The 22,697-nt window shown below is 66.2% G+C and carries 22 protein-coding genes; 4 read left to right on the top strand and 18 right to left on the bottom strand.

Features of this window, described 5'->3' with window-relative positions; all coding sequences use genetic code 11:
• Positions 1-16: 16 nt before the first annotated feature.
• Genes aroB through H3H55_RS01645 form a run of 6 tightly spaced genes read right to left on the bottom strand, consistent with a single transcriptional unit; the run spans position 17 to position 5,752 of the window.
• Positions 17-1,096 (bottom strand): 3-dehydroquinate synthase, encoded by a 1,080-nt coding sequence (gene aroB / locus H3H55_RS01670; RefSeq protein WP_193097495.1) that lies wholly within the window; start codon positions 1,094-1,096, stop codon positions 17-19.
• A complete protein-coding gene (aroK, locus tag H3H55_RS01665) occupies positions 1,093-1,647 on the bottom strand; it encodes a shikimate kinase AroK (RefSeq protein WP_129514727.1) in 555 nt (184 codons plus the stop codon). Before aroK ends, aroB begins: the two co-directional genes overlap by 4 nt.
• 40 nt (positions 1,648-1,687) lie before the next feature.
• Positions 1,688-3,325 (bottom strand): type IV pilus secretin PilQ, encoded by a 1,638-nt coding sequence (locus tag H3H55_RS01660; RefSeq protein WP_193097494.1) that lies wholly within the window; start codon positions 3,323-3,325, stop codon positions 1,688-1,690.
• Positions 3,322-4,188 (bottom strand): pilus assembly protein, encoded by an 867-nt coding sequence (locus H3H55_RS01655; RefSeq protein ID WP_193097493.1) that lies wholly within the window; start codon positions 4,186-4,188, stop codon positions 3,322-3,324. Before H3H55_RS01655 ends, H3H55_RS01660 begins: the two co-directional genes overlap by 4 nt.
• On the bottom strand, positions 4,185-4,829 hold the full coding sequence (locus H3H55_RS01650) for a fimbrial protein (protein ID WP_193099430.1): 645 nt from the start codon (positions 4,827-4,829) through the stop codon (positions 4,185-4,187). Before H3H55_RS01650 ends, H3H55_RS01655 begins: the two co-directional genes overlap by 4 nt.
• The gene (locus tag H3H55_RS01645; RefSeq protein WP_193097492.1) at positions 4,829-5,752 is read right to left on the bottom strand and encodes a competence protein ComA; all 924 of its coding nucleotides are present in this window, start codon (positions 5,750-5,752) and stop codon (positions 4,829-4,831) included. The genes H3H55_RS01650 and H3H55_RS01645 overlap by 1 nt, the downstream gene beginning before the upstream one ends.
• A gap of 220 nt (positions 5,753-5,972) precedes the next feature.
• Between H3H55_RS01645 and H3H55_RS01640 the strand changes: the two genes are divergently transcribed.
• On the top strand, positions 5,973-8,366 hold the full coding sequence (locus tag H3H55_RS01640) for a penicillin-binding protein 1A (protein WP_193097491.1): 2,394 nt from the start codon (positions 5,973-5,975) through the stop codon (positions 8,364-8,366).
• An 82-nt stretch (positions 8,367-8,448) separates the two neighbouring features.
• Here H3H55_RS01640 and cyaY read toward each other — a convergent pair whose 3' ends face one another.
• Entirely contained in the window at positions 8,449-8,775 is a 327-nt protein-coding gene (gene cyaY, locus H3H55_RS01635; protein WP_193097490.1) for an iron donor protein CyaY, read from the bottom strand.
• Positions 8,776-8,811: 36 nt separating this feature from the next.
• Between cyaY and lptM the strand changes: the two genes are divergently transcribed.
• Positions 8,812-9,090: an LPS translocon maturation chaperone LptM gene (gene lptM / locus H3H55_RS01630; RefSeq protein WP_129513526.1), complete on the top strand. Its 279-nt coding sequence runs from the start codon at positions 8,812-8,814 to the stop codon at positions 9,088-9,090.
• Positions 9,091-9,171: 81 nt separating this feature from the next.
• Here the strand turns inward: lptM and msrQ are convergent, their stop codons facing one another.
• From msrQ to H3H55_RS01605, 5 genes are all read right to left on the bottom strand, one after another.
• Positions 9,172-9,858, bottom strand: coding sequence for a protein-methionine-sulfoxide reductase heme-binding subunit MsrQ (msrQ, locus tag H3H55_RS01625; protein ID WP_193097489.1), 687 nt, complete (start codon positions 9,856-9,858; stop codon positions 9,172-9,174).
• A gap of 20 nt (positions 9,859-9,878) precedes the next feature.
• Positions 9,879-10,874 carry a protein-methionine-sulfoxide reductase catalytic subunit MsrP gene (gene msrP, locus H3H55_RS01620; protein WP_193097488.1) on the bottom strand — a complete coding sequence of 332 codons (996 nt, stop codon included), beginning with the start codon at positions 10,872-10,874 and terminating at the stop codon, positions 9,879-9,881.
• A 159-nt stretch (positions 10,875-11,033) separates the two neighbouring features.
• Positions 11,034-12,224: a c-type cytochrome biogenesis protein CcsB gene (gene ccsB, locus H3H55_RS01615; protein WP_193097487.1), complete on the bottom strand. Its 1,191-nt coding sequence runs from the start codon at positions 12,222-12,224 to the stop codon at positions 11,034-11,036.
• A 4-nt stretch (positions 12,225-12,228) separates the two neighbouring features.
• Positions 12,229-14,445: a cytochrome c biogenesis protein ResB gene (locus H3H55_RS01610; RefSeq protein WP_193097486.1), complete on the bottom strand. Its 2,217-nt coding sequence runs from the start codon at positions 14,443-14,445 to the stop codon at positions 12,229-12,231.
• A gap of 122 nt (positions 14,446-14,567) precedes the next feature.
• On the bottom strand, positions 14,568-15,221 hold the full coding sequence (locus tag H3H55_RS01605) for a c-type cytochrome (protein WP_129513521.1): 654 nt from the start codon (positions 15,219-15,221) through the stop codon (positions 14,568-14,570).
• 214 nt (positions 15,222-15,435) lie between these two features.
• Between H3H55_RS01605 and yihA the strand changes: the two genes are divergently transcribed.
• Together yihA and hemB are read left to right on the top strand one after the other, a co-directional pair.
• Positions 15,436-16,095, top strand: coding sequence for a ribosome biogenesis GTP-binding protein YihA/YsxC (gene yihA / locus H3H55_RS01600; protein WP_193097485.1), 660 nt, complete (start codon positions 15,436-15,438; stop codon positions 16,093-16,095).
• Between the two features lie 253 nt (positions 16,096-16,348).
• Complete coding sequence (gene hemB / locus H3H55_RS01595) at positions 16,349-17,347, top strand: porphobilinogen synthase (protein ID WP_034209736.1); 999 nt, start codon at positions 16,349-16,351, stop codon at positions 17,345-17,347.
• A 157-nt stretch (positions 17,348-17,504) separates the two neighbouring features.
• Here the strand turns inward: hemB and dsbD are convergent, their stop codons facing one another.
• The 6 genes from dsbD to rpsK form a co-directional block, all read right to left on the bottom strand.
• Entirely contained in the window at positions 17,505-19,349 is a 1,845-nt protein-coding gene (dsbD, locus tag H3H55_RS01590; protein WP_193097484.1) for a protein-disulfide reductase DsbD, read from the bottom strand.
• Positions 19,342-19,668, bottom strand: a complete 327-nt coding sequence (gene cutA, locus H3H55_RS01585) for a divalent-cation tolerance protein CutA (protein ID WP_193097483.1) — start codon at positions 19,666-19,668, stop codon at positions 19,342-19,344. Before cutA ends, dsbD begins: the two co-directional genes overlap by 8 nt.
• 201 nt (positions 19,669-19,869) lie before the next feature.
• Positions 19,870-20,265, bottom strand: a complete 396-nt coding sequence (gene rplQ, locus H3H55_RS01580; protein ID WP_006477175.1) for a 50S ribosomal protein L17 — start codon at positions 20,263-20,265, stop codon at positions 19,870-19,872.
• A gap of 137 nt (positions 20,266-20,402) precedes the next feature.
• Positions 20,403-21,380, bottom strand: a complete 978-nt coding sequence (locus H3H55_RS01575; RefSeq protein ID WP_006477176.1) for a DNA-directed RNA polymerase subunit alpha — start codon at positions 21,378-21,380, stop codon at positions 20,403-20,405.
• A 124-nt stretch (positions 21,381-21,504) separates the two neighbouring features.
• Positions 21,505-22,128: a 30S ribosomal protein S4 gene (rpsD, locus tag H3H55_RS01570; protein ID WP_129513518.1), complete on the bottom strand. Its 624-nt coding sequence runs from the start codon at positions 22,126-22,128 to the stop codon at positions 21,505-21,507.
• Between the two features lie 154 nt (positions 22,129-22,282).
• Positions 22,283-22,684 carry a 30S ribosomal protein S11 gene (rpsK, locus tag H3H55_RS01565; RefSeq protein WP_004197937.1) on the bottom strand — a complete coding sequence of 134 codons (402 nt, stop codon included), beginning with the start codon at positions 22,682-22,684 and terminating at the stop codon, positions 22,283-22,285.
• Between the last annotated feature and the right edge of the window lie 13 nt (positions 22,685-22,697).

Raw genomic sequence — 22,697 nt, 5'->3', positions numbered from 1 at the left:
GGCATCCGGGCCGCCGTTAGCGCGTCGTCTGCGCCAGTGTTGCGAACACAGCCTCGTCCGGCGCCTGCGTGATCAGCGTATCGCCGAATCGCTTCAGCAGGATGAATTTGATCGCGCCGGCCTCGGCCTTCTTGTCGACACGCATCAGGTCCATGTAGCGCGTGTCGCCGAGCGCAGGCGCCTGGGTCGGCAGATGCGCGGCCGCGATCACCGCGTCGAGGCGCTGCCGCGACGCTTCGTCGAGCAGGCCGAGCCGCACCGACAGGTCGCCCGCCATCACCATCCCGCAGCCGACCGCCTCGCCGTGCAGCCACTCGCCGTAGCCGAGCCCGGCCTCGATCGCATGGCCAAACGTGTGGCCGAAGTTCAGGATCGCGCGCAGGCCGCCTTCGCGCTCGTCGGCCGCGACCACGCTCGCCTTGATCTCGCACGAACGCTTCACGGCATGCGCGAGTGCAGCCGGCTCGCGACGGTTCAGCGCGCCGACGTTCGCCTCGATCCAGTCGAAGAATTCCGCATCGGCGATCGCGCCGGTCTTGATGACTTCGGCGACGCCGGCCGCCAGTTCGCGATCGGGCAGCGTCGTCAGCGCGCCGATGTCCGCGATCACGGCCTGCGGCTGGTAGAACGCGCCGATCATGTTCTTGCCGAGCGGGTGGTTGATGCCCGTCTTGCCGCCGACCGACGAATCGACCTGCGACAGCAGCGTCGTCGGCACCTGGATGAACGGCACGCCGCGCATGTAGCATGCGGCGGCAAAGCCCGTCATGTCGCCGACCACGCCGCCGCCGAGCGCGACGAGCGTCGTCTTGCGGTCCGCGTGCTCGGTCAGCAGGCCGTCGAAGATCAGGTTCAGCGTTTCCCAGTTCTTGTAGGCCTCGCCGTCCGGCAGCACGACCGTCGACACGCGCTTGCCGAGCGGCGCGAGCGCCGCGCGCAGCGCATCGCCGTAGAGCGGATCGACCGTCGTGTTCGTGACGATCGTGACGGACGAACCCTTGATGTGAGGTGCGAACAGCTCGGCGCGGCCGATCAGGCCGGCGCCAATGTGAATCGGATAGGCGCGGTCGCCCAGATCGACGTTGACAGTAATCATGCTTGTAGCGGCTTGGCGATGACGCCCGCCAGTTCGAGTTGCATCAGCACCATGTTGACGAGACCGTTGACCGACGGACGGCCGGTCTCGATGACGAAATCCGCGCATTCGCGGTACAGCGGGTCGCGCACTTCGTACAGCGCTTCGAGACGCCCCTTCGGATCTTCGGTCTGCAGCAGCGGGCGGTTCTTGTCCTTGCGCGTGCGCAGCCACAGATCGTGCGGATTGGCACGCAGGTAGACGACGATGCCGTTGTTTTTCAGGCAGTCGCGATTTTCCTGGCGCAGCACCGCGCCGCCGCCCGTCGCGAGCACGATGTTCTCGCGCTGCGTGAGATCGGTGATCACCTGCGTTTCGCGATCGCGAAACCCGGCCTCGCCTTCCAGTTCGAAGATCACCGGAATGCGCGCGCCCGTGCGGGCCTCGATTTCGTGGTCGGAGTCGAAAAACGTCCTGTCGAGACGACGCGCGACCGCGCGGCCCACGGTGGTCTTACCCGCTCCCATAAGGCCGACGAAAAATACGTTTGCATGTGGGTCCCGCGCTTGCAACGGCTTCCTCTGCTTCAATCTTGCTGGTGTGTGGCGCAGCTTACTGGCAAAGCGGCTGCCTTGTCGAGCCTGCGCCGGCGGCTTCCGGCCCCGTTTTCTCTGCATCTGCGCCGCCCGCGCCGCGCGCTTCGCAGCGCGCATCGACGACGGTCGGCGTGATGAAGACGACCAGTTCATTGCGCTGGTCGCGCTGCGCGCGGTGCCGGAAAAGCGCGCCCAGAAACGGTATTTTGCCCAAGAGCGGCACGCGCGTCACATCGTTCCGGTTCAGTTGTTCATAGATCCCGCCGATCGCGACCGTTCCGCCGTCCTCGACCTCGACGCGGGTCTGCACATGCTTCGTATGGATCGCCGGGCCGGCCGCCGTCGGCTCGCCGACGCTGTCCTTCGTCACGTCCAGGTCGAGCACCACACGCCCGTCCGGCGTGATCTGCGGCTCGACCTCGAGCTTGAGCGTCGCGCGGCGGAACTGCACGCCGCTCATGCCGTTGCCGACCTTGGCCTGATACGGCAGCTCCGCCCCCTGTTCGACGATCGCCTTGACGCGATCGGCGGTCACCACGCGCGGACGCGAAACGATCTGGCCCCGCCCCTGCGCCTCGAGCGCGCTCAGTTCGACGTCGAGTACGCGGCTGAGCGGCGCGGCAAACAGCGTGAAGCCGGCGGTCGCCGCGTCGAAGCCACCGAGCGGCCGCGCGGCAAGGTCGAGCGCATTGCGCGCGTCCGTCGTGAACGTGGCGCCGTCGCCCGACGACGGCCGCACCTGCGCACGCAGCGCGACGCGTGCGCCGAGATTGCGCGAGAAACCCTGCTCCCCCTCGACGATGCGGGCCTCGATCCGGACCTGCCGCGACGGCCGGTCGATCGCATCGATCAGGCCCTCGATCTGCGCGATACGCGGGGCAAGGTCGGTGACGAACAGCAGGTTCGTGCGCGGATCGGCTGCCGCGGCGCCGCGTTTCGACAGCAGGCGCTGGCCGGTTGCGCCGGCCAGCAGCCGTTGCACGTCCTGCGCGCGCGAGTAGCGCAGCGCGAATGTACGGCTCGCGAGCGGCTCCAGATCGGCGGCCCGCGCGTGCATCTCGAAGCGCTCGCGTTCGCGCGCGGCCAGTTCCGCCGCCGGCGTGACCCATATCACGTTGCCGCGCCGCGACATCGCGAGCCCGTGCGTGTCGAGCAGCGTGTCGAACGCATCGCGCCAGCGGACATTGTTCAGACGTAACGTCACGGTGCCGCGCACCTGCTCGCCGACGACGATATTGAGCCCCGTGAACCGCGCGAACGCGTCGAACGCGGCGGCGAGCCCGGCGCCCTGCAGATTCAGCGAGATCCGCCGCGCGTCGTCCGCATCGCCCGGTTGCCGTGCCGCGGCGTCGCTCATCCGGGCCGGCGGCGCCAACGGGATCGGCGGCCCTTCAAGCCCGGGGGCCGTTGCGACGGCTTCGGCTTCCGCCTGAACCGCCGCGCGAGCCGCCTGATCGAACGGCGGCGAGCCGACCTCCGCCGATAAGTCATTGCCCACGCTGCCGGCCACGCCTGACGGCGGCGGCAGGCCCGGCACCCGTGTATCCATCGACACGGCGGGCCAGGCGGCCGGCAACGGCGGCAACGACGCGCCTGCACCGGCCGCCGTCAACCCCGCCCAGACGACGAGTGTCCAATATCCATATCTCGTCATGGCCGACCTCCATCGCCCATGACGAGCCGATGCGCCCCGTCGGCCGTCGCGAGCGTTACGGCCGCGGGGTCGACACGCACCACGCGCGCGGCTCCGAGTGCTTCCCCGGGCGCCACGGCCGTGAACGCACCGTCGCCATCGTCGAACAACGCGAGACCGGCACGCGCGTCGCGAATCGTGCCGGCCAGGCGGGCCGCCCGACTCTCCGCGTCAGACGGACCAGCCCCGCCAAAGGGATCGGTGTCGAGCGCGGCGGCCTGAACCAGCACCGTGCCACCTGCGGCCGTTACCGCCGGCAGCGCCAGAAACACGTCGATCGACATTTCCACTCGCGCCGACTGCATGCCACGTTCAACGCGCAGCGCCGACGGCACCGCCAGTACCGGGAAGCGCGCCAGCCCGCCGATCGTGTGCAACAACGCGCCAAAGCCGCCATCCGCGACGACACGCACCGTGCGCCGGCCGTCCGGCGCCGCACCATCGACACGCTGCGGCTCGATCGATACGCCATTCAACCCGCTCGATGCGGCGAGATCGGCCAGTTCAAGCATCAGCGCGGCCCATTCCGGCGCACGCGACAAGCGATCGTCGCGCGCTGGCGCCGGATGTGCGTCGCGCCGTTGCGCAGCGGCGGCGAGGACGCGCTGCGCGTCGACCGCGCGCACCTGCGCCGCCGCCAGCAACGCGCGACTGTGCGCGAGTCCGCCCCAGTCGCCGGCATTCGCCAGATGAATACCGCCTGCCAGTACGGCGACAAACGCGAGCGCACAGCCTGCGACGTGCGCAGCCGCCGGCGACACGCGCCCCATGCCGCTCAGCCACGCGTCGCTGCGCAACGCGCCCCGATGCGTGAGCGCCGTCATGCGCTACCTCCTGGCGGTTGCCGCGGCGGCATCGCGTCGTGCCAGCGCAGTTGGACCGAGAACCGGAACGGCATCCCGGCCGCTGCGACCGGAGCCTCCGAAGCCGGCTTCAGCGCCTCTATGTCGATCCGCCAGTCACGCTGCTCGCGTGCCATCGCCGAGAGCCACCGCGCGGCCGCCCGGTAACTCGTGGCGCGCGCATCGAGCACGGCACCGGTCGCTGTGGTGCGCAGCGCGTCGAGCCGGACGGTGCCGTCACGCACTTGCGCCAGCGTAACCAGCAGCCCTGCGACGCGCCGGTAAGGCTCGGCCAGCGCGGCTGCCTGCACTTCGCGCTGCGCGATGACAACGGCTGCATTGGCGGCGCGCGTCGCGGCGCCCACCTGCGGCTGCAACTGCCGCAGCCGCGCCTCCACGCTCGCGCGCTCGGCGTCCGCCCGCCACCGCGACACGGTGGCGACGCCTGTCCACAAGCCGACGCCGAATACGCCGAGCAGGATCGCCATACCGCACTGCACGGCCCGGCGACGCCTCAACGCCCGTGCCAGCCGCTCGCGGTACGGCAGCAGGTTGAAGCCGCCGAGCCCCGCGCGGCCGTCCGGACCCGCCCCAAACACGTTTATCGGAATACGCCCGGCCATCATTCCCACACTCCGCGCAACGCCAGCCCGAACGCGACGGCGAACGCCGGGCCACCCGGCATGCCGGCGGACGGGCACGGCAGCCCGTCCCAACCCGTGCAGTCGAACGGCACCGCCACCACACCGAGCACGTCGCCGATCTCGGCGACGGACGTACCGAAGCGGGCGATGCACCGCTCGTCCCCGGCCACGAGGACGCAGCGCGCGGCCCCGAGCGCACGCTGGCGCAATGCATCGGCGAACGCCCCCGGCACGGCGCCGGACAGCGTGAGCACCGGTGCGGCCACCGGGCCGTCGATGCGCCAGCCGTGCACGCCCGAGTCGCAGAACCAGAGCGCGGCGTAGCCGCCATGTACGTCGAGCTCGAACTGCGCGGCATAGCGCAACGCGCGCAGCACGGCGGCCGACTCGCCGTCGACCGCCGTCAGATCGACACCGGCCTGGGCCGCCACGTCGATCCGCCGTTCGAGCAGCGCGAGCGGAGCCACCGCAACCGCGATCTCGCCGGATCGCGCCCCGCCGTCCTGTCGCCAGTCGAACGCGAGGCTGTCCGGCGCCAGCCCGGAGATTCGCTCGGCCGCCTGCCGTGCGGCGTCCGCGATGTCGTCACGCCCGGCCAGGTCCAGCGTCGCGGTACGCATCTCGTCGTCGTGCAGCGCCATCACGCCGCGCGCGTCGCAACGCACGCCCGCCGCCGACAGCCGCGACACGGCCGCCGCCAGCGCACGCGCGACCGCGGCCCAGCGCGCGTCGTCCGGCCCGCCCGCCAGCCCGACCGGCTCCCGCTCGAGCCCCTCGATGCACACCTCCGCGACACGGGCGCGCCGGCTCAGCACGACCACCCTCACCTCGTCCGCGCCGACGTCGATTCCCGTCGACCAGTGCCTGCCCTGCGCAAAGCGCGCCCCCCATCGTCCCGCCATCCCGGCCTCCCGCGATCGACGCGGCCCACGCCGCATTTCCGAGGCCTGATTCTGCAAAACGCTGCGTGCTGCCGACAGTCGGCCGAACGGCCAGCAATGGCTCGCGGCGGCCGCGCGAGGGCTATGCTGGTGGTATGCCAACCCGCGATGTTCCGGCGGGCGGCCCCCGCGTCAGGACCGGTCTTACCGGGCAGCTATAATCGCGGGACTGTTTTCCGGTATGCCTATGCAATCCACGACTCCTACGTCCCCGCCTCCTGCCCCGGAGCCGAAAAAGCGGCCCTGGTGGCAAAAAGTCATGCTCGGCTTCGCCGCGATGTGCGTGGCCCTCGTCGTGGCCGGCGGCCTCGTGCTCGGCTACGCGCTCGTCGTTGCCTGGCCGAACATGCCGTCGCTCGATGCGCTGACCGACTATCGCCCGAAGGTGCCGTTGCGCATCTATACGTCCGATCACGTGCTGATCGGCGAATTCGGCGAGGAGCGCCGCGACGTCGTCCATTTCAAGGACGTGCCCGATTCGCTCAAGAAGGCGATCCTCGCGATCGAGGACGCGCGCTTCTACGATCACGGCGGCGTCGACCTCACCGGCATCATCCGCGCCGGCTTCGTCGCGCTGACGAACGGTCACGCGTCGCAGGGCGCGAGCACGATCACGATGCAGGTCGCGCGCAACTTCTTCCTGTCGAGCGAGAAGACCTACACGCGCAAGATCTACGAGATGCTGCTCGCGTACCGGATCGAGCGCGCGCTGACGAAGGATCAGATTCTCGAGGTCTACATGAATCAGATCTATCTCGGCCAGCGCGCATACGGCTTCGCGAGCGCCGCGCGGGTCTATTTCGGCAAGGACCTGAAGGACATCACGCTCGCGGAAGCGGCGATGCTCGCGGGGCTGCCGAAGGCGCCGTCCGCGTACAACCCGGTCGTCAATCCGAAGCGCGCGAAGGTGCGCCAGGAATACATCCTGCAGCGGATGCTCGAGCTGAACTTCATCACGCGCGAGCAGTACGACGAAGCCGTCGCGCAACCGCTCGTCGTCAAGGGCCCGGGGCGCGATTTCAGCGTGCACGCCGAATACGTCGCGGAAATGGTCCGGCAGATGATGTACGCGCAGTACCGCGAGGAAACCTACACGCGCGGCTTCAACGTCGTGACGACGATCGATTCCGCGGACCAGCAGGTCGCGTACACCGCGCTGCGCAAGGGCATCATGGATTACGAGCGCCGGCACGGTTATCGCGGGCCGGAAGGCTTCATCGAGCTGCCGGCCGGTGCCGACGACCGCGAACAGGCGATCGACGACGCGCTGCTCGAGCACCCCGACAACGGCGAACTGATTGCCGCGGTCGTCACGGCCGCGAACCCGCGCCAGATCACGGTCGCGTTCATCGACGGCAGCAATGCGACGATCGAAGGCGACAACCTGCGCTTCGCGTCGGGCGCGCTGTCGACCAGCGCGCAGCCGAACCGCCGCATCCGCCCCGGTGCGATCGTCCGCGTCGTGAAGAACGATGCCGGCAAATGGTCGATCACGCAGTTGCCGCAGGTCGAAGGCGCGTTCCTGTCGATCATTCCGCAGGACGGCGCGATCCGCTCGCTCGTCGGCGGCTTCGACTACAACAAGAACAAGTTCAACCACGTCACGCAGGCCTGGCGGCAGCCGGGTTCGTCGTTCAAGCCGTTCATCTACTCGGCGTCTCTCGACAAGGGCCTCGGGCCGGCAACCGTGATCAACGACGGCCCGCTGTATTTCAGCGCCGCCGAAACGGGCGGCCAGCCGTGGGAACCGAAGAACTACGGCGGCGGCTTCGAAGGCCCGATGTCGATGCGCACTGCGCTGCAGCGCTCGCGCAACCTCGTGTCGATCCGGATCCTGAACCACATCGGCACCAAGTACGCGCAGCAGTACATCACGCGCTTCGGCTTCGACGCCGATCGCCATCCGGCCTACCTGCCGATGGCGCTCGGCGCGGGCCAGGTCACGCCGCTGCAGATGGCCGGCGCGTACTCGGTATTCGCGAACGGCGGCTACCGCGTCAATCCGTACCTGATCGCCGAAGTCACCGATCCGAACGGCGCGATCGTCGCGCGCGCACAGCCGCTCGTCGCCGAGCAGAACGCGCCGCGCGCGATCGACGCACGCAACGCCTACGTGATGAACAGCCTGCTGCAGAGCGTCGCGCAGCGCGGCACGGGCGCACGGACCAACGTGCTGAAACGCACCGACCTCGCGGGCAAGACCGGTACGACGAACGACTCGCACGACGCATGGTTCGCCGGCTACCAGCACACGCTCGCCGCGATCGCATGGATCGGCTACGACAATCCGCGCAGCCTCGGCGATCGCGAAACCGGCGGCGGCCTGTCGCTCCCGGTCTGGATCGACTACATGGGCGCCGCGCTGAAGGGTGTGCCCGAGTTCAAGCCCACGGTGCCGGACGGCGTCGAATCGCTCGGCAGCGAGCTGTACTTCACCGACTTCACGCCGGGCCACGGCTTCGTGTCGACGGTCGGTGTGCCGCAGGCGCCGGTCGCGCAGAACGTCGACGAAGCCGTGCCGCACGTCGACGAACAGGAAAAGCAGGACATCATGAACCTGTTCCGCGGCCACTGACACGCGGCCCGGACATCAAAAAAGCGCCCCGCGGGGCGCTTTTTCTTTGGGTACGACGTTTCGGGGCCCGGCGCCCCGGCCGTCACGCGCTGAACGTGATCGGCAGGCCGGCCTGCTGGGTCGCGTATTCGGTGAGCGCCGAGTAGAACTCGGTGCCCGTACGCGTATCGCGCCATTCGCCGTCGACGAAACGGTAGTGGAATCCGCCCGCCTTCGCGGCGATCCACACTTCCTTCATCGGCGGCTGCAGGTTGACGATGATCTTCGAGCCATTCTCGAACGTCAGCGTCAGGACGCTGCCGTTGCGCTCCAGATCGATGTCGTGGTCACCGTCGTTCGCGGTGTCGACGGTACGCTCGACGGCCGTCAGCACGGCCTCGGCACGGGTCAGGTATTCAGTATCGGACATGCTAAACTCTATCGGTTCAATTGTTCAGGGACGATCATGCGAGTCGTTTTCCGGATGAGCGCGATTGTAGCGGCTTTGGCGATTCTTGCCGGCTGCGGTCAAAGCGGCGCGCTCTATCTGCCCACCGTGCCTCCGCTGCCGAAGCCGATCCAGCAGCAGGACACGCCGCCGTCGGACGTGACGCCTACCGATGACAACGCGTCGTCCGACAGTGTGCCCGATTCGTCCGGTACGCCGCTCATGCTGTCGCCCGAGCTGTCGAGCGGTACGTCGAAAATGCCCGCACCGGCGTCGAGCCCGGCCGTCACGCAGTAACCGCGCGACGCCGCCCGTGCGGCTCGCGAAACAAGGCGATGGCCTCCCGGTCATCGCCTTTCGTTTTTTCAGGCCGCGCCGTTACGCACGCACGCGCCGCCATCCCCATGCGATCAGCCGCCAGCCCAGCAGCGCAGCGACGATCGCGGCGTAAAGCCTAGGCTGCGCGAGATTGTGCTTGCCGGCCCTCATCCACCAGAAGTGCAGCACGCCGAACAGCGCGATCGCGTAGATCGCGCGGTGCAGCGTCGCCCAGTGGCGGCCGAGCCGGCGCACCATCGCGCGCGGCGACGTCGCGGCAAGCGGAATCAGCAGCACGAACGCCGCGAAGCCGACCGTGATGAACGGGCGCTTGCCGACGTCCTTCAGGATCGCGACGACATCGAACCACTTGTCGAACCACAGATAGGTCGTGAAGTGCAGCGTCGCGTAAAAGAACGCGAACAGCCCGATCATCCGGCGAAAGCGCAGCAGCGTGGCGGCCCCCGTCATGCGCCGCAGCGGCGTGACGGCCAGCGTGATGCACAGCATCACGAGCGTCCACAGGCCGGTCGAACGCGTGATGAATTCGATCGGGTTCGCACCGAGCCGGTCGGTCAGCCCGAACAGCACGAGACGCACGAGCGGATAGAGGCCGGCCGCGAAAACCAGCACCTTGGCCGGCACGAGCCAGCGCGGCGCGGCGGCACGGATCGCACCGGCCCGCGCCGCCCGTTCGGCCGGTCGGGCGCCGGCCGCACGGGCGGGCGTCAGCGTCGAAGGAGGCATGTCGTTTCTCACCATCGCGCTCAGAAATTCTTTTTCAGGTCCATGCCCTGATACATCGACGCGACCAGATCGCCGTAGCCGTTGAACATCAGCGTCTTGCGCTTCGGCGTGAAGAAGCCGTCCTCGCCGATGCGCCGCTCGGTCGCCTGGCTCCAGCGCGGATGATCGACGTTCGGATTCACATTCGAATAAAAGCCGTACTCGTTCGACGCGTACGTGTTCCAGCTTGTCTTCGGCTGCTTGTCGACGAACCGGATCTTCACGAGCGATTTCGCGCTCTTGAAACCGTACTTCCACGGCACGACGATCCGCACCGGCGCGCCGTTCTGGTTCGGCAGCACCTGCCCGTAGACGCCCATCGTCAGCAGCGTCAGCGGATTCATCGCCTCGTCCATCCGCAGCCCTTCCGAGTACGGCCAGTCGAGCACGGGGGTCGAAAGGCCCGGCATCTGCGACGAATCGGCCAGCGTGATGAACTGCACGTATTTCGCGTTGCCGGTCGGCTGCACGCGCTTGATCAGCTCGGATAGCGGCACACCGATCCACGGAATCACCATCGACCATCCCTCGACGCAGCGCAGCCGGTACACGCGCTCCTCGAGCGGTGCGAGCTTCAGCAGTTCGTCGAGATCGAACACCTTCGGGTGCTGCACCTCGCCCTCGACGCTCACGCGCCACGGGCGTGGCCGAAGCGTGCCGGCGTTCTGCGCCGGATCGCTCTTGTCCGTGCCGAATTCGTAGAAGTTGTTGTAGGACGTGATGTCCTTGAACGGCGTCACCTTGTCCGCCGCGACGAACTTCGGATTCGTTTTTGCCGCGAGCTTCGCCGCCCGTGCGTCGGGCGACGCATACGCGGCGAATGCCGGGCCGCTGCCGCCGAGCAGCCCGCCCGCCGCCGCGAGGCCGGCCGCCTGCAAGATACGCCGCCGGTTCTCGAACACCGCGCGCGGCGTGATCTCGCTGGGCGCGATATCACCGCCGGTCAGTACGTTCCGCAAAGGACGTTTGATCCACATCGTGCAGCTCCTCCTGCATGCGCCGCGCGCACGCTTCATCAGCGTTCGACCCGACCCACCGTGCGCCGTTCGACGCCCGGGTCGCCCGCCCGTTACAAAAGAAAACCGCCGGGCACGCAGTGCACCGGCGGTCTTATAGTCGGACGAGCGGCGAAAATCTTACAGCTTGCCGTAGCTGTGCAGCCCGGACAGGAACATGTTGACGCCGAGGAACGCGAACGTCGTCACGAGCAGGCCGGTGAGCGCCCACCACGCGGCAACCGCGCCGCGCAGGCCCTTCATCAGCCGCATGTGCAGCCACGCCGCGTAGTTGAGCCACACGATCAGCGCCCAGGTTTCCTTCGGGTCCCAGCTCCAGTAACCGCCCCATGCCTCGGCCGCCCACAGCGCGCCGAGAATCGTCGCGATCGTGAAGAACGCGAAACCGACCGCGATCGACTTGTACATCACGTCGTCGAGCACCTCGAGGGTCGGCAGGCGATCGGCGAGCACGCCGCGCTCCTTCATCAGGTACGCGACCGACACCATCGCCGACAGCGCGAAGCTGCCGTAGCCGATGAAGTTCGCCGGCACGTGGATCTTCATCCACCAGCTTTGCAGCGCAGGCACGAGCGGCTGGATCTGCTGCGCATCGCGTGCGACCGAATACCACATCAGGAAGCCGACCGCGGCGCTGATGACCAGCAGCACGAACGCGCCGAGCGCGCGCGTGCCGTAGTGGCCTTCGTAATACAGATAGAGCAGCGCGGTGATCAGGCTGAACAGCACGAACACTTCATACAGGTTCGATACGGGGATATGCCCGACGTCCGCACCGATCAGGTAGGACTCGTACCAGCGCACCATCAGCCCCGTGAAGCCCATCAGCACGGCAACCCACGTGAGCTTCTGGCCGATCGCGGCGCCCGTTTGCGAGCGCGCGAGCAAGCCGATCCAGTAGAAGATCGTCGCGAGCACGAACAGCGCGCTCATCCACAGGATCGCCGACTGGCTCGACAGGAAGTACTTGAGGAAGAACGCCGAATCGGCGCGCGCGAGATCGCCCTGGTAGATCTGGATCGACAGCAGCGACATCACGGCGATCGACGCCATCACCAGCCGCGCGGGCTTCCAGCGCCAGCCGAGCGTGATGAGCGCCGGCACGGCGCCGATCATCACCGCCTTGTCGTAGTAGTCCATGTGCGCGTTGTAGTGCGCGAGCGCATAGCCCGCGCCCACCACGAGCGCCAGTGCGAACAGCCAGTCGAACAGCGACAGGCGCGCGAGGAACGGACGGTCGTCGAACAGCGGCGACGAAATCGGCGCCTGGGCCGACGCCGTATGGGAAGAGGAAACTTGCGTGAGATCCATGATGTTACCGGGTGGAATTCTCGGAATCGGAACCGCCGCCGGCAGGCGGGCGGGCCGTCGATGCCGCACCGGCGGGCGCGGCGTCGCGAGGTGCGGAGCGCAAGGCGGCGCCGGCCGCGTCGCGCGTCTGCACGAATTCTTTCTCGAAATCGAAGGTCTTGCGGGCCGTGGACATCGCCATCACCACACCGACGCCCGAGCCGGCATCCTTGAGCCAGAACCAGAGGCGCCGCTCGCGCACGTAGAACATCGAGAAGATGCCGGCGACCAGCAGCAGGCTGCCAAGATACACCAGATTCTTTCCGGGTGCGCGCGTCAACTGAAATACCGAAGCTTGCACCTGCTTGAATGAGTCAAGCTGTAAATAGACCGGCGATCCATACAGAAAGCTGTCGGATAGCGCATTGATCGCGTTCTGCACGAAGCGGACCGTATCGGTGCCCTGCTGGGCAACCGGCTCGCCGGCACGCTCGCGCGCGATCTGCCAGACCTCCCACATCGACCCTTCGAGCATCCGCAGCAGCAGGCTCGCGGCCTTCTCCTGCTCGGCCTTCGGCACCGAGCGGTCGATGAACGTCGCCACCGCCTGGAAGCCGCCGACCGGCTGGCCGTCGGCACCGCGGCCGACGCTGTCGTCGCTTGCCGCAAAAAGGGTCAGCACCTTCGACGCGCTGTCCTGCAGGCGGCCGCGCAACGATGCGTCGGTGCCCGGCAGCGAACGCTGCGCGAACCGCGCGGCGGCTTCGGCGCGCACGGCCGGATCCTCGAGCGCGGCGCGCAGGCGCATCCATTCGCCGATCGAATCCTGGCTGTCGGCCGGAATCCGCATGTAGCGGAACGGGTCGTTCGGGCTCGCGCGCACGCCGGCGAGGAACACGCGCTCGCCGTTCATGTCGACGGGCAGCATGTAGTTGTTGAATTCGCGCGCCTGGCCGTCCTTGCCGCGGATCTTGTACTGCACTGACGGGCCGATGTTGTGGAGCTGCGTCGGCTTCGATGTCTTCGCGCCGGAGCCGAGCCGTTCGTCGAACGCCTCCTTCAGCGACTCCGTCTTCGCGACGCCGCGTACGTCCGGCTTGCCGTTCGCGTCGGCCATGTTCTCGACGTTGATCGCGCGGAAATCGGAGAATTCGATCGTGTCGCCGTCGGCACCCGGCATCTGCAGCGGCGCCGAACTGCCGATCGTGCCTTGCACCGGGAAGGTCTTCGGATTGCCGCCCGTCATCGGATAGGCCGTCATCTGCATCTGCGAGCCGCCGTCCTGGAAGCTCGACTGGTAGATCGACACACCCTTGTACGTAAACGGCTTGTTGACCTCGACGCGCGCGGGGATCCTCTGGCCGGTCTCGCGATCGATCACGACGATGTCGCTCGCGAACAGCTTCGGCATGCCCGTCGTGTAGTAGTCGACGATGAACTTGTTGAGCTGGATCGAGAACGGCAGGTCCTGGATCAGCGAGCCGCTCGGCTGGTTCAGGATCGCGGTCGACACGAACTGGCCTTCGGGCACCCACGCATAACCGCGGAACGTCGGGTTCGACGCGGACAGGCGATGGTCGGGCGAGATCTCGCTGATCGTCGCGCTCGTGTTGACCGGACTCTTGCCGAACATCCACATCTGGAATTTGATCGGCAGGTTGCTGTCGAGCAGGCCGCCGATACAGATCACGACGATCGCCAAGTGCGCGGAAATATAGCCCCACTTGGTCATCGCGCCGCGCTTCGCGGAGATCAGCGTCGCGCCGTCGGTCTCACGCACGACGTGCTTGTAGCCGGCCTTGGTGACGAACGCGGCGAGCGTCGCCGCCACGGTCGCGCGCGTCCCGGAAGCCGTGTATTCGGCCTTGTGGTGGAACGCGCGCAGGCTGCCTTCGCGGACCTTGTCCTTCCAGCTCTTCGCATCGGCGAGCATCTTCGGCGCGTTGCGGATCACGCACAGCGAGATCGACGTGACGAGGAAGATCAGGATCAGCATGAACCACCACGCGCTGTACACGTTGTACAGGCCGAGCGAGCGGAAGATATCCGCCCAGAACGGCCCGAACTGGTTCACGTAGTTCGGATACGGATCGTCCTGGGTCAGGACCGTGCCGATGATGCTCGCGATCGACAGCACCACCAGCAGCGCAATCGCGAAACGCATCGAGCTCAATAGCTCGATCGCGCGCTTCGATGCACCCTGGCCCGACTTCGACTGCAACCCCGACGTGGTAACGCTCATTCAAACTCCGACTGACAACAAAAAAGGGCAAGGCGACCGCTACGGTGCGGCGCCCCACCCTTTTCTTGTTCTGACTCCGGCCGCCCTTCGGGCGCCCGGTCATTCGATTCGCGGCTGACCGATCAACGCAGGCCCGCGATGTAATCCGCGACGGCCTTGATCTCGATGTCCGACAGACGCGTCGCGATCTGATGCATCGCCTCGTTGTTGTTACGCGCGCCGGCACCCTGCTGGAACGCGGTCAACTGCGCGACCGTGTAATCGGCCCATTGCCCCGACAGACGCGGATACTGGACCGGGATTCCCTGCCCTGTCGGCCCGTGGCAGCTCGCACAGGCGGGCACGCCCTTCTCCGCGAGGCCGCCGCGGTAGATCTTCTGGCCGATCGGCACGGTCGCCGCATCGCGCGCGGTGCCGAGCTTCGTGGTCTGCGACCCGTAGTACGCGGCGACGTTGCGCATGTCGTCCGCACTCAACGCACTCGCGAACCCGACCATCACCGCGTTCGTACGCACCGGCCCCTTCGCGCCCGGCTGCGTCTTGAAGTCGTTCAACTGCTTGACCAGATATTCGGGATGCTGGCCGGCAAGCTTCGGGAAACTGCCCGACGCGCTATTGCCGTCGGCGCCGTGACACGACGCGCAGACTTGCCCGGCAATCGCCTTGCCACGGTCGAGATCCGGTTTGGCCGCATCCGCCGCGTTTGCCTCTGCTACGAAACCTACGAACCCTGCTGCAACCTGAAGCACCATCAGAGACTTGCACAGTCGATTCATTCGCACACCCTGTTTCGTCTTGTGGGAATTTGAGGTTCTGCAAAAAACGACGGCGTTCAGTCTACCGCAGAAGCCGCATAAAAGCGCGAGGCAGGCGCCCGGTGGCCTTCGGTAAAACCGCCGTATTGTACAATATCGTGTTGAAAGCCCCTGCGCCTATCGGGGCTACCCCGCCTCCACCAAGCGGCTCGCGCCGCCCGTCCTTCCGGTTCCCATGGCCTTTCTGCTCCATCAAGCCCGCTTCTACACGACCGTCAACCATCTGCGCGACCTGCCGCCGACGGTGCAGCCGGAAATCGCGTTCGCGGGCCGCTCGAATGCCGGCAAGTCGACGGCGATCAACGTGCTGTGCAACCAGAAGCGGCTGGCCTTCGCGTCGAAGACGCCCGGCCGCACGCAGCATATCAACTACTTCTCCGTCGGCCCGGCCGACGAGCCCGTCGCGAACATCGTCGACCTGCCCGGCTACGGCTACGCGGAAGTGCCAGGCGCCGCAAAGGCGCACTGGGAAATGCTGCTGTCGTCCTATCTCGCGACCCGCTCGCAGCTCTGCGGCCTGATCCTGATGATGGATTCGCGCCGTCCGCTGACCGACCTCGATCGCCGCATGATCGAGTGGTTCACGCCGACCGGCAAGCCGATCCACACGCTGCTGACGAAGTGCGACAAATTGACGCGGCAGGAAAGCATCAATGCGCTACGGACCACGCAAAAGGGGCTCGATGCGTATCGCGACCAGGGCGTCCAGGGCAAGCTGACGGTCCAGCTGTTCTCCGCATTGAAGCGCACGGGGCTCGACGAGGCACATGAGTTGATCGAGAGCTGGGTGCGGCCGTCCGTCGCCGACGAAGAAATCGCGCCTGTAGCACAATGATCGGGCAACGCGCGGCCGGGATCGGCGGCGCGCACCTGACGGCGCCTGCGGATTCGGCCGGCTCATAAAAAAACCCGCCGTTTAACGGCGGGTCAAACAGCCTAATCGAAAAACGACAGGCACCCGCTCAGGGAGGAGAAGCGGGGAGCAACACGCAACGCGTGCCGCTCGATCGCTATCATATACCAACGCTCTCAAAAATCACCTAAGGGTTCCGTAAGGTCCTTACTGCCCTGATTTCTGCCCAATCGCCATGAGCTTCCATCCGCTTCATCGTCCGCGCCGGATGCGCCGCGACGACTTCTCCCGCCGCCTGATGCGCGAAAACCGCCTGACCACCGACGACCTGATCTATCCGGTGTTCGTCGTCGAAGGCACCAACGAACGGCAGCCGGTGCCGTCGATGCCCGGCGTCGAACGCGTGTCCGTCGATCTGCTGATGCATGTCGCCGAGCAATGCGTCGAACTCGGCGTGCCCGTGCTGTCGCTGTTCCCCGCCATCGAGCCGTCGCTGAAAACGCCTGACGGCCGCGAGGCAGCCAATCCGGAAGGCCTGATCCCGCGCGCGGTACGCGAGCTGAAGAAGCGCTTCCCGGAGCTCGGCGTGCTGACCGACGTCGCGCTCGATCCGTACACGAGCCATGGCCAGGACGGCGTGCTCGACGAGAACGGCTACGTGATCAACGACGACACGATCGAGATCCTGGTCGATCAGGCGCGTGCGCAGGCTGAAGCCGGCGTCGACATCGTCGCGCCGTCCGACATGATGGACGGCCGCATCGGTGCGGTTCGCGAAATGCTGGAAAGCGACGGCCACATCCATACGCGGATCATGGCGTATTCGGCCAAGTTCGCGTCGGCGTTCTATGGCCCGTTCCGCGACGCGGTCGGCTCGGCGTCCAACCTGGGCAAGGGCAACAAGATGACCTACCAGATGGATCCGGCGAACAGCGACGAAGCGCTGCGCGAAGTGCGCCTCGACATCGACGAAGGTGCCGACATGGTGATGGTCAAGCCCGGCATGCCGTACCTCGACATCGTGCGCCGCGTGAAGGACGAGTTCCGCTTCCCGACCTACGTGTACCAGGTGAGCGGCGAATACGCGATGCTGAAGGCCGCCGCGATGAACGGCTGGCTCGACCACGACAAGGTCGTGCTCGAATCGCTGCTCGCGTTCAAGCGGGCGGGTGCCGACGGCGTGCTCACGTACTTCGCGCTCGACGCCGCGCGTCTGCTGAAAGCGCAACGCTGATCGCGCACCGGCAGGCGGAAAGAAAAACGGCGGGACACCTCGGTGTTCCGCCGTTTTTTTGTTGGTCGCCGATCGAGGCCGCCTGTCGGCGTCGAGTCGTCAGCTCATGCTGCAGGAGCGCCCCGTATCGCCGCCGGCACGTGCCCGGCGGGCATCGTCATACCGTCGGGACAGCAGCCCGATCGAGACTGCGCAGGAACGTCTCGGCCGCCTGATAGCCGACCACGCGCCCGATCTCGTTGCCGTTGCGATCGAAGAAGATGATCCCCGGCGGGCCGAACAGGTTGAAGCGCTTGAGCAGCGCCTGGTCGTCCGGGTTGTTCGCGGTGACGTCCGCGCGCACGAGATGAAGCTTCGCCAGCCGCGCCTGCACGCGCGCGTCAGTAAACGTCAGATGCTCCATCTCCTTGCAGCTCACGCACCAGTCCGCGTAGAAGTCGAGCATCACGGGCTGGCCCGACGTCTTCAACAGCGCGTCGAGCTCGCCACTGGAGCGCACCGATGCGAACGCGGGGCCATCCTGCGCGGTCGCGCCAGCCGCCGCAGTGCCGCCCGACGCAACCGTGCGCGCCGCGAGCACGGCCAGCGGCTTGACCGGATCGGTCGATCCGGCGGCCAGGCCGACGAGCAGCGTCGCCGCCCAGATCGCGAGTGCGGCGCCCACACCGCGGCCGAGGCGGCGCCAGATCGACGCGGCGCCGGCATTCGGCGTGAACAGGCCGAGGGCCGCGGCGGCGATAAGCAACCACAACGCGGCGAGCACCATCTTCAGCCCACCCGCCAGCACCGGCCACACGATCCACAGCGCGGCCGCGAGCAGCACGATGCCGAAGAACACCTTCACGCCATCCATCCATGCGCCCGCGCGCGGCAGCACCGTCCCGGCGCCGACGCCGACGACGAGCAGCGGCACGCCGAGCCCCAGCCCCATCGCGAACAGCGCCGCGCCACCAAGCAGCGCATTGCCGGTGTGCGCAATGAACGCGAGTACCGCGAACAGCGGTGCCGTCATGCACGCGCCGACGACCAGCGCCGACAATGCGCCCATCGCCGCGACCGCAATGAAGTGACCGCCCTGGCGTGCGCTCGATGCCTCGGACGCGCCGTTCTGCCAGCGCGCGGGCAGCGCGATGTCCTTGCCCGAAATCAGCGACACAGCAAACGCGGCGAGCAGCACGCCGAACGCGCCGAGCACCCACGGGTTCTGCAGCCACGCGCCGAGGCTCTGGCCGACCAGTGCCGCGGCGATGCCGAGCGCCGTGTAGACCAGCGCCATGCCGACCACATAGGTCAGCGACAGCGCGAAACCGCGCGCATGCGTCGCGCGCGTGCCCTGGCCGATGATGATCGCGGACACGATCGGAATCATCGGGTACGAACACGGCAGGAGGCTCAGCACGACGCCCGCGACGAAGTACAGTGCGACGATCGTGAAGAAACCCTGCCCTTCGAGCAGCGACTGCGCGAAATCGGCGCTCGTGACCTTGTCGAACCAGCTGCCCGAGGCAGCCGTTTCGCCGGACGACGACGCGGCACCGAGCGCGGCGCCGTCGACCTTCACCACGTGCTCGGCCGGCGGATAGCAGATCCCCTCGTCCGCGCACCCCTGCGACGTCACCGCGAGCTCGAACGGCCCCGACGCCTGCTTGACGGGCACATGCACGACGACTTCGTCACGATAGGTCTCGACGTTCTTCTGGAACGTCTGGTCGAACTTCACGTGGCCGGCCGGGAATTGCGGCTCGCCGAGCGTCGCCTGCCCGCCCTTCACCGCGAACGCGAACCGCTCGCGGTATAGGTAATAGCCATTGGCTACCTTGAAGTGAACGTCCACCTGTCCCGGCGATTCGCTCGCACTGAACTTGAACGCGACCGACGGATCGAGGAAGTCGTCGGCCGCGCGCGCGACCGACAGGCCGCCCAGCACGAGCACGAACGACAACAGGACTGCAAGGAACCGCAGCGCGCGCACGCGCACGGGAAGCGCCATACCGTTAAACATGAAATAGACGTTGAGTTTCGCTGGTCACCCACTGACCGTACGCGGCCGAAGCCGTCGACTGCCAGGAGACGATTTCGGGCGTCTCGTAAGGATGATTCGCAAGAATAAATCGCTCCAGTTCGAGCGCCCGCACGGGGCTCGTCTTGAACAGCAACTGGATCTCGTCGGCCGTTTCGACCTTGCCCTGCCAGTGATAGCGCGACTTGATCGCACCGAGCTCCGACACGCACGCGGCAAGCCGTGCATCGAGCGCGCCGTCGGAGAGCGCCGCGGCCGTCGCCGCATCGGGCGCCGTCGTCAGCATCAGCACCACTATCATCCGCGCCCTCCTGGCTGGTCTACCGGCTTCTGCCGACACGGGTTGCCCCGCTGGAACCACGTCGGCTGCCCCGTATCGTAGCGCAGCCCGCGCAACGCTGCCGGCACCGGCCTGCGACAATCGATCGCAGCCGGCGCCGCAAAAACAAAAAGGGCCAAGCTATTGCTCGGCCCCTTTCAGATACTGCTGCGTACCGGAAGCTTATTCAGCTTCTTGCACGTTTTCCGTTTCGTCGACTTCCGGACGATCGAGCAGCTCGACCAGTGCCATCGGTGCGTTGTCACCAACGCGGAAGCCGAACTTCAGCACGCGCAGGTAGCCGCCCGGACGGTTCGCGAAACGCGGACCGAGCACGTCGAACAGCTTCGCGACCGAGTCACGATCGCGCAGGCGGTTGAACGCCAGGCGACGGTTTGCCAGCGACGGCTTCTTGCCGAGCGTGATCAGCGGCTCGACGACTTTACGGAGTTCCTTCGCCTTCGGCAGCGTCGTCTTGATGACTTCGTGCTCGATCAGCGAGTTGGACATGTTACGGAGCATAGCCAGACGGTGGCTGCTCGTGCGGTTCAGTTTCCGCAGACCATGACGATGGCGCATTTCAGTTTCCTTGATTCAAAGTTTTGATCCAGCTCTTCTATCGCACCTCGAAGGGTGCACGGGCCGGTAGCGAAAAAAGCAAGATGCGGATTTTAAAGGAAAATCCGCATCTTTGCCAACTACAGCTACAACCGGGCTTACTTGTCGAGACCAGCCGGCGGCCAGTTCTCGAGCTTCATGCCCAGCGTGAGACCGCGCGAAGCGAGCACTTCCTTGATCTCGTTGAGCGACTTGCGACCGAGGTTCGGCGTCTTCAGCAGCTCGTTTTCCGTGCGCTGGATCAGGTCGCCGATGTAATAGATGTTCTCGGCCTTCAGGCAGTTCGCCGAACGAACCGTCAGCTCGAGATCGTCCACCGGACGCAGCAGGATCGGATCGATCTGCGGTGCACGCGACGGCGCCTCGGCAGCCGTTTCCGTGCCTTCCAGCGCCGCGAACACGGACAGCTGGTCGACCAGGATGCGGGCCGATTGACGGATCGCTTCTTCCGGCGTGATCACGCCGCTCGTCTCGATGTTCATCACGAGCTTGTCGAGGTCGGTACGCTGCTCGACACGTGCGCTTTCGACAGCGTAGCTCACGCGGCGAACCGGCGAGAACGATGCGTCCAGCACGATGCGGCCGATGATCTTGGCCGTATCTTCGCCGTAGCGACGAACGTTGCCGGGCACATAACCACGACCCTTCTCGATCTTGATCTGAACGTCGAGCTTGCCGCCCTTCGACAGATGCGCGATCACGTGATTCGGGTTGATGACTTCGCAATCGTGAGCCAGCTCGATATCGCCGGCCGTGACAACGCCTTCACCTTCCTTGCGCAGCGTAACCGTCACTTCGTCACGGTTATGCAGCTTGAACACCACGCCCTTCAGGTTCAGCAGCAGGTTGACGACGTCCTCTTGCACGCCATCAAGCGTCGAGTACTCGTGCACCACGCCGGCGATCGTGACTTCGGTCGGCGCATAGCCGACCATCGACGACAGCAGCACGCGGCGAAGCGCATTGCCCAAGGTATGGCCGTAACCGCGTTCGAACGGTTCCATGACCACCCTCGCGTGGTTCTCGCCAAGCGATTCCACGGCGATGATCTTGGGTTTCAGCAAACTGGTTTGCATGGGCTTTCCTTTTCAATACCCTCGGCTCGTTACACCGATAAGGCTGACCGGTAACAACCAGAAAATAAACAGCCGAGGCCCCTCCTTGCGCAACGCAATCGGGGTACCTCGGCCGTCAATCGGATTAACGCGAATACAATTCGACGATCAGGCTTTCGTTGATGTCGCCTGCGATGTCAACGCGTTCCGGCATTTGCTTGAACGTGCCTTCGAACTTCTTCGCATCGACTGCAACCCAGCTCGGCATGCCGCCTTGCTCGGCCAGCGACAGCGATTCGACGATACGCGCTTGCTTCTTCGCCTTTTCGCGGATCGCGACGACGTCACCCGCCTTCACTTGCTGCGACGGGACGTTCGCGACGACGCCGTTCACGGTGATCGACTTGTGGCTCACCAGCTGACGCGCTTCAGCGCGGGTCGAGCCGAAGCCCATGCGATACACGACGTTGTCGAGGCGCGACTCGAGCAGTTGCAGCAGGTTTTCACCCGTGTTGCCCTTGCGGCGGTCGGCTTCGGCGAAGTAGCGGCGGAACTGACGCTCCAGCACGCCGTAAATGCGCTTGACCTTCTGCTTTTCGCGCAGCTGCGTACCGTAGTCGGACGTACGAGCGCCCGAGGTACGGCCGTGCTGACCCGGCTTGCTGTCGAGCTTGCACTTGTCGGCGAGCGAGCGGCGCGCGCTCTTCAGGAACAGGTCGGTGCCTTCACGGCGGGACAGCTTGGCTTTGGGGCCGATATAACGTGCCACTTTGCATTCCTTTATCAATCAGTCACGCGAACCGAAATCCGCGCTAGTCCGCTCCCTTTGGGGCGAACGGTGGGCTTAGTCAATCAAAAAAGCACAGCCCGTCGACGCTACGCGGCGACAGGCAATGCGCTAGCACGAACGTGCCAGCACATTCTTAGATACGACGACGCTTCGGCGGGCGGCAGCCGTTGTGCGGAATCGGGGTGACGTCCGAAATCGCGGTGATCTTGATGCCGAGGCCGTGCAGTGCGCGCACTGCCGACTCGCGACCCGGGCCCGGGCCCTTGATCCGCACTTCCAGATTCTTCACGCCGTATTCCATCGCGACGCGACCTGCCGACTCGGCTGCGACCTGAGCAGCGAACGGCGTCGATTTGCGCGAGCCCTTGAAGCCCTGGCCGCCCGACGTCGCCCATGCCAGTGCGTTGCCTTGGCGATCGGTGATCGTGATGATCGTGTTGTTGAACGACGCGTGAACGTGAACCACGCCTTCAGCGACGTTCTTCTTAACCTTCTTGCGTACGCGTTGCGCCGCGGTGTTCGAAGCCTTAGCCATTACGTTTTCCTGT

It is taken from the genome of Burkholderia sp. Z1 (assembly GCF_014893795.1).
GTDB lineage: Bacteria > Pseudomonadota > Gammaproteobacteria > Burkholderiales > Burkholderiaceae > Burkholderia > Burkholderia theae.
Note: the sequence above shows the minus strand (reverse complement) of the source record. Positions and strands in the feature narration are given on the sequence as shown.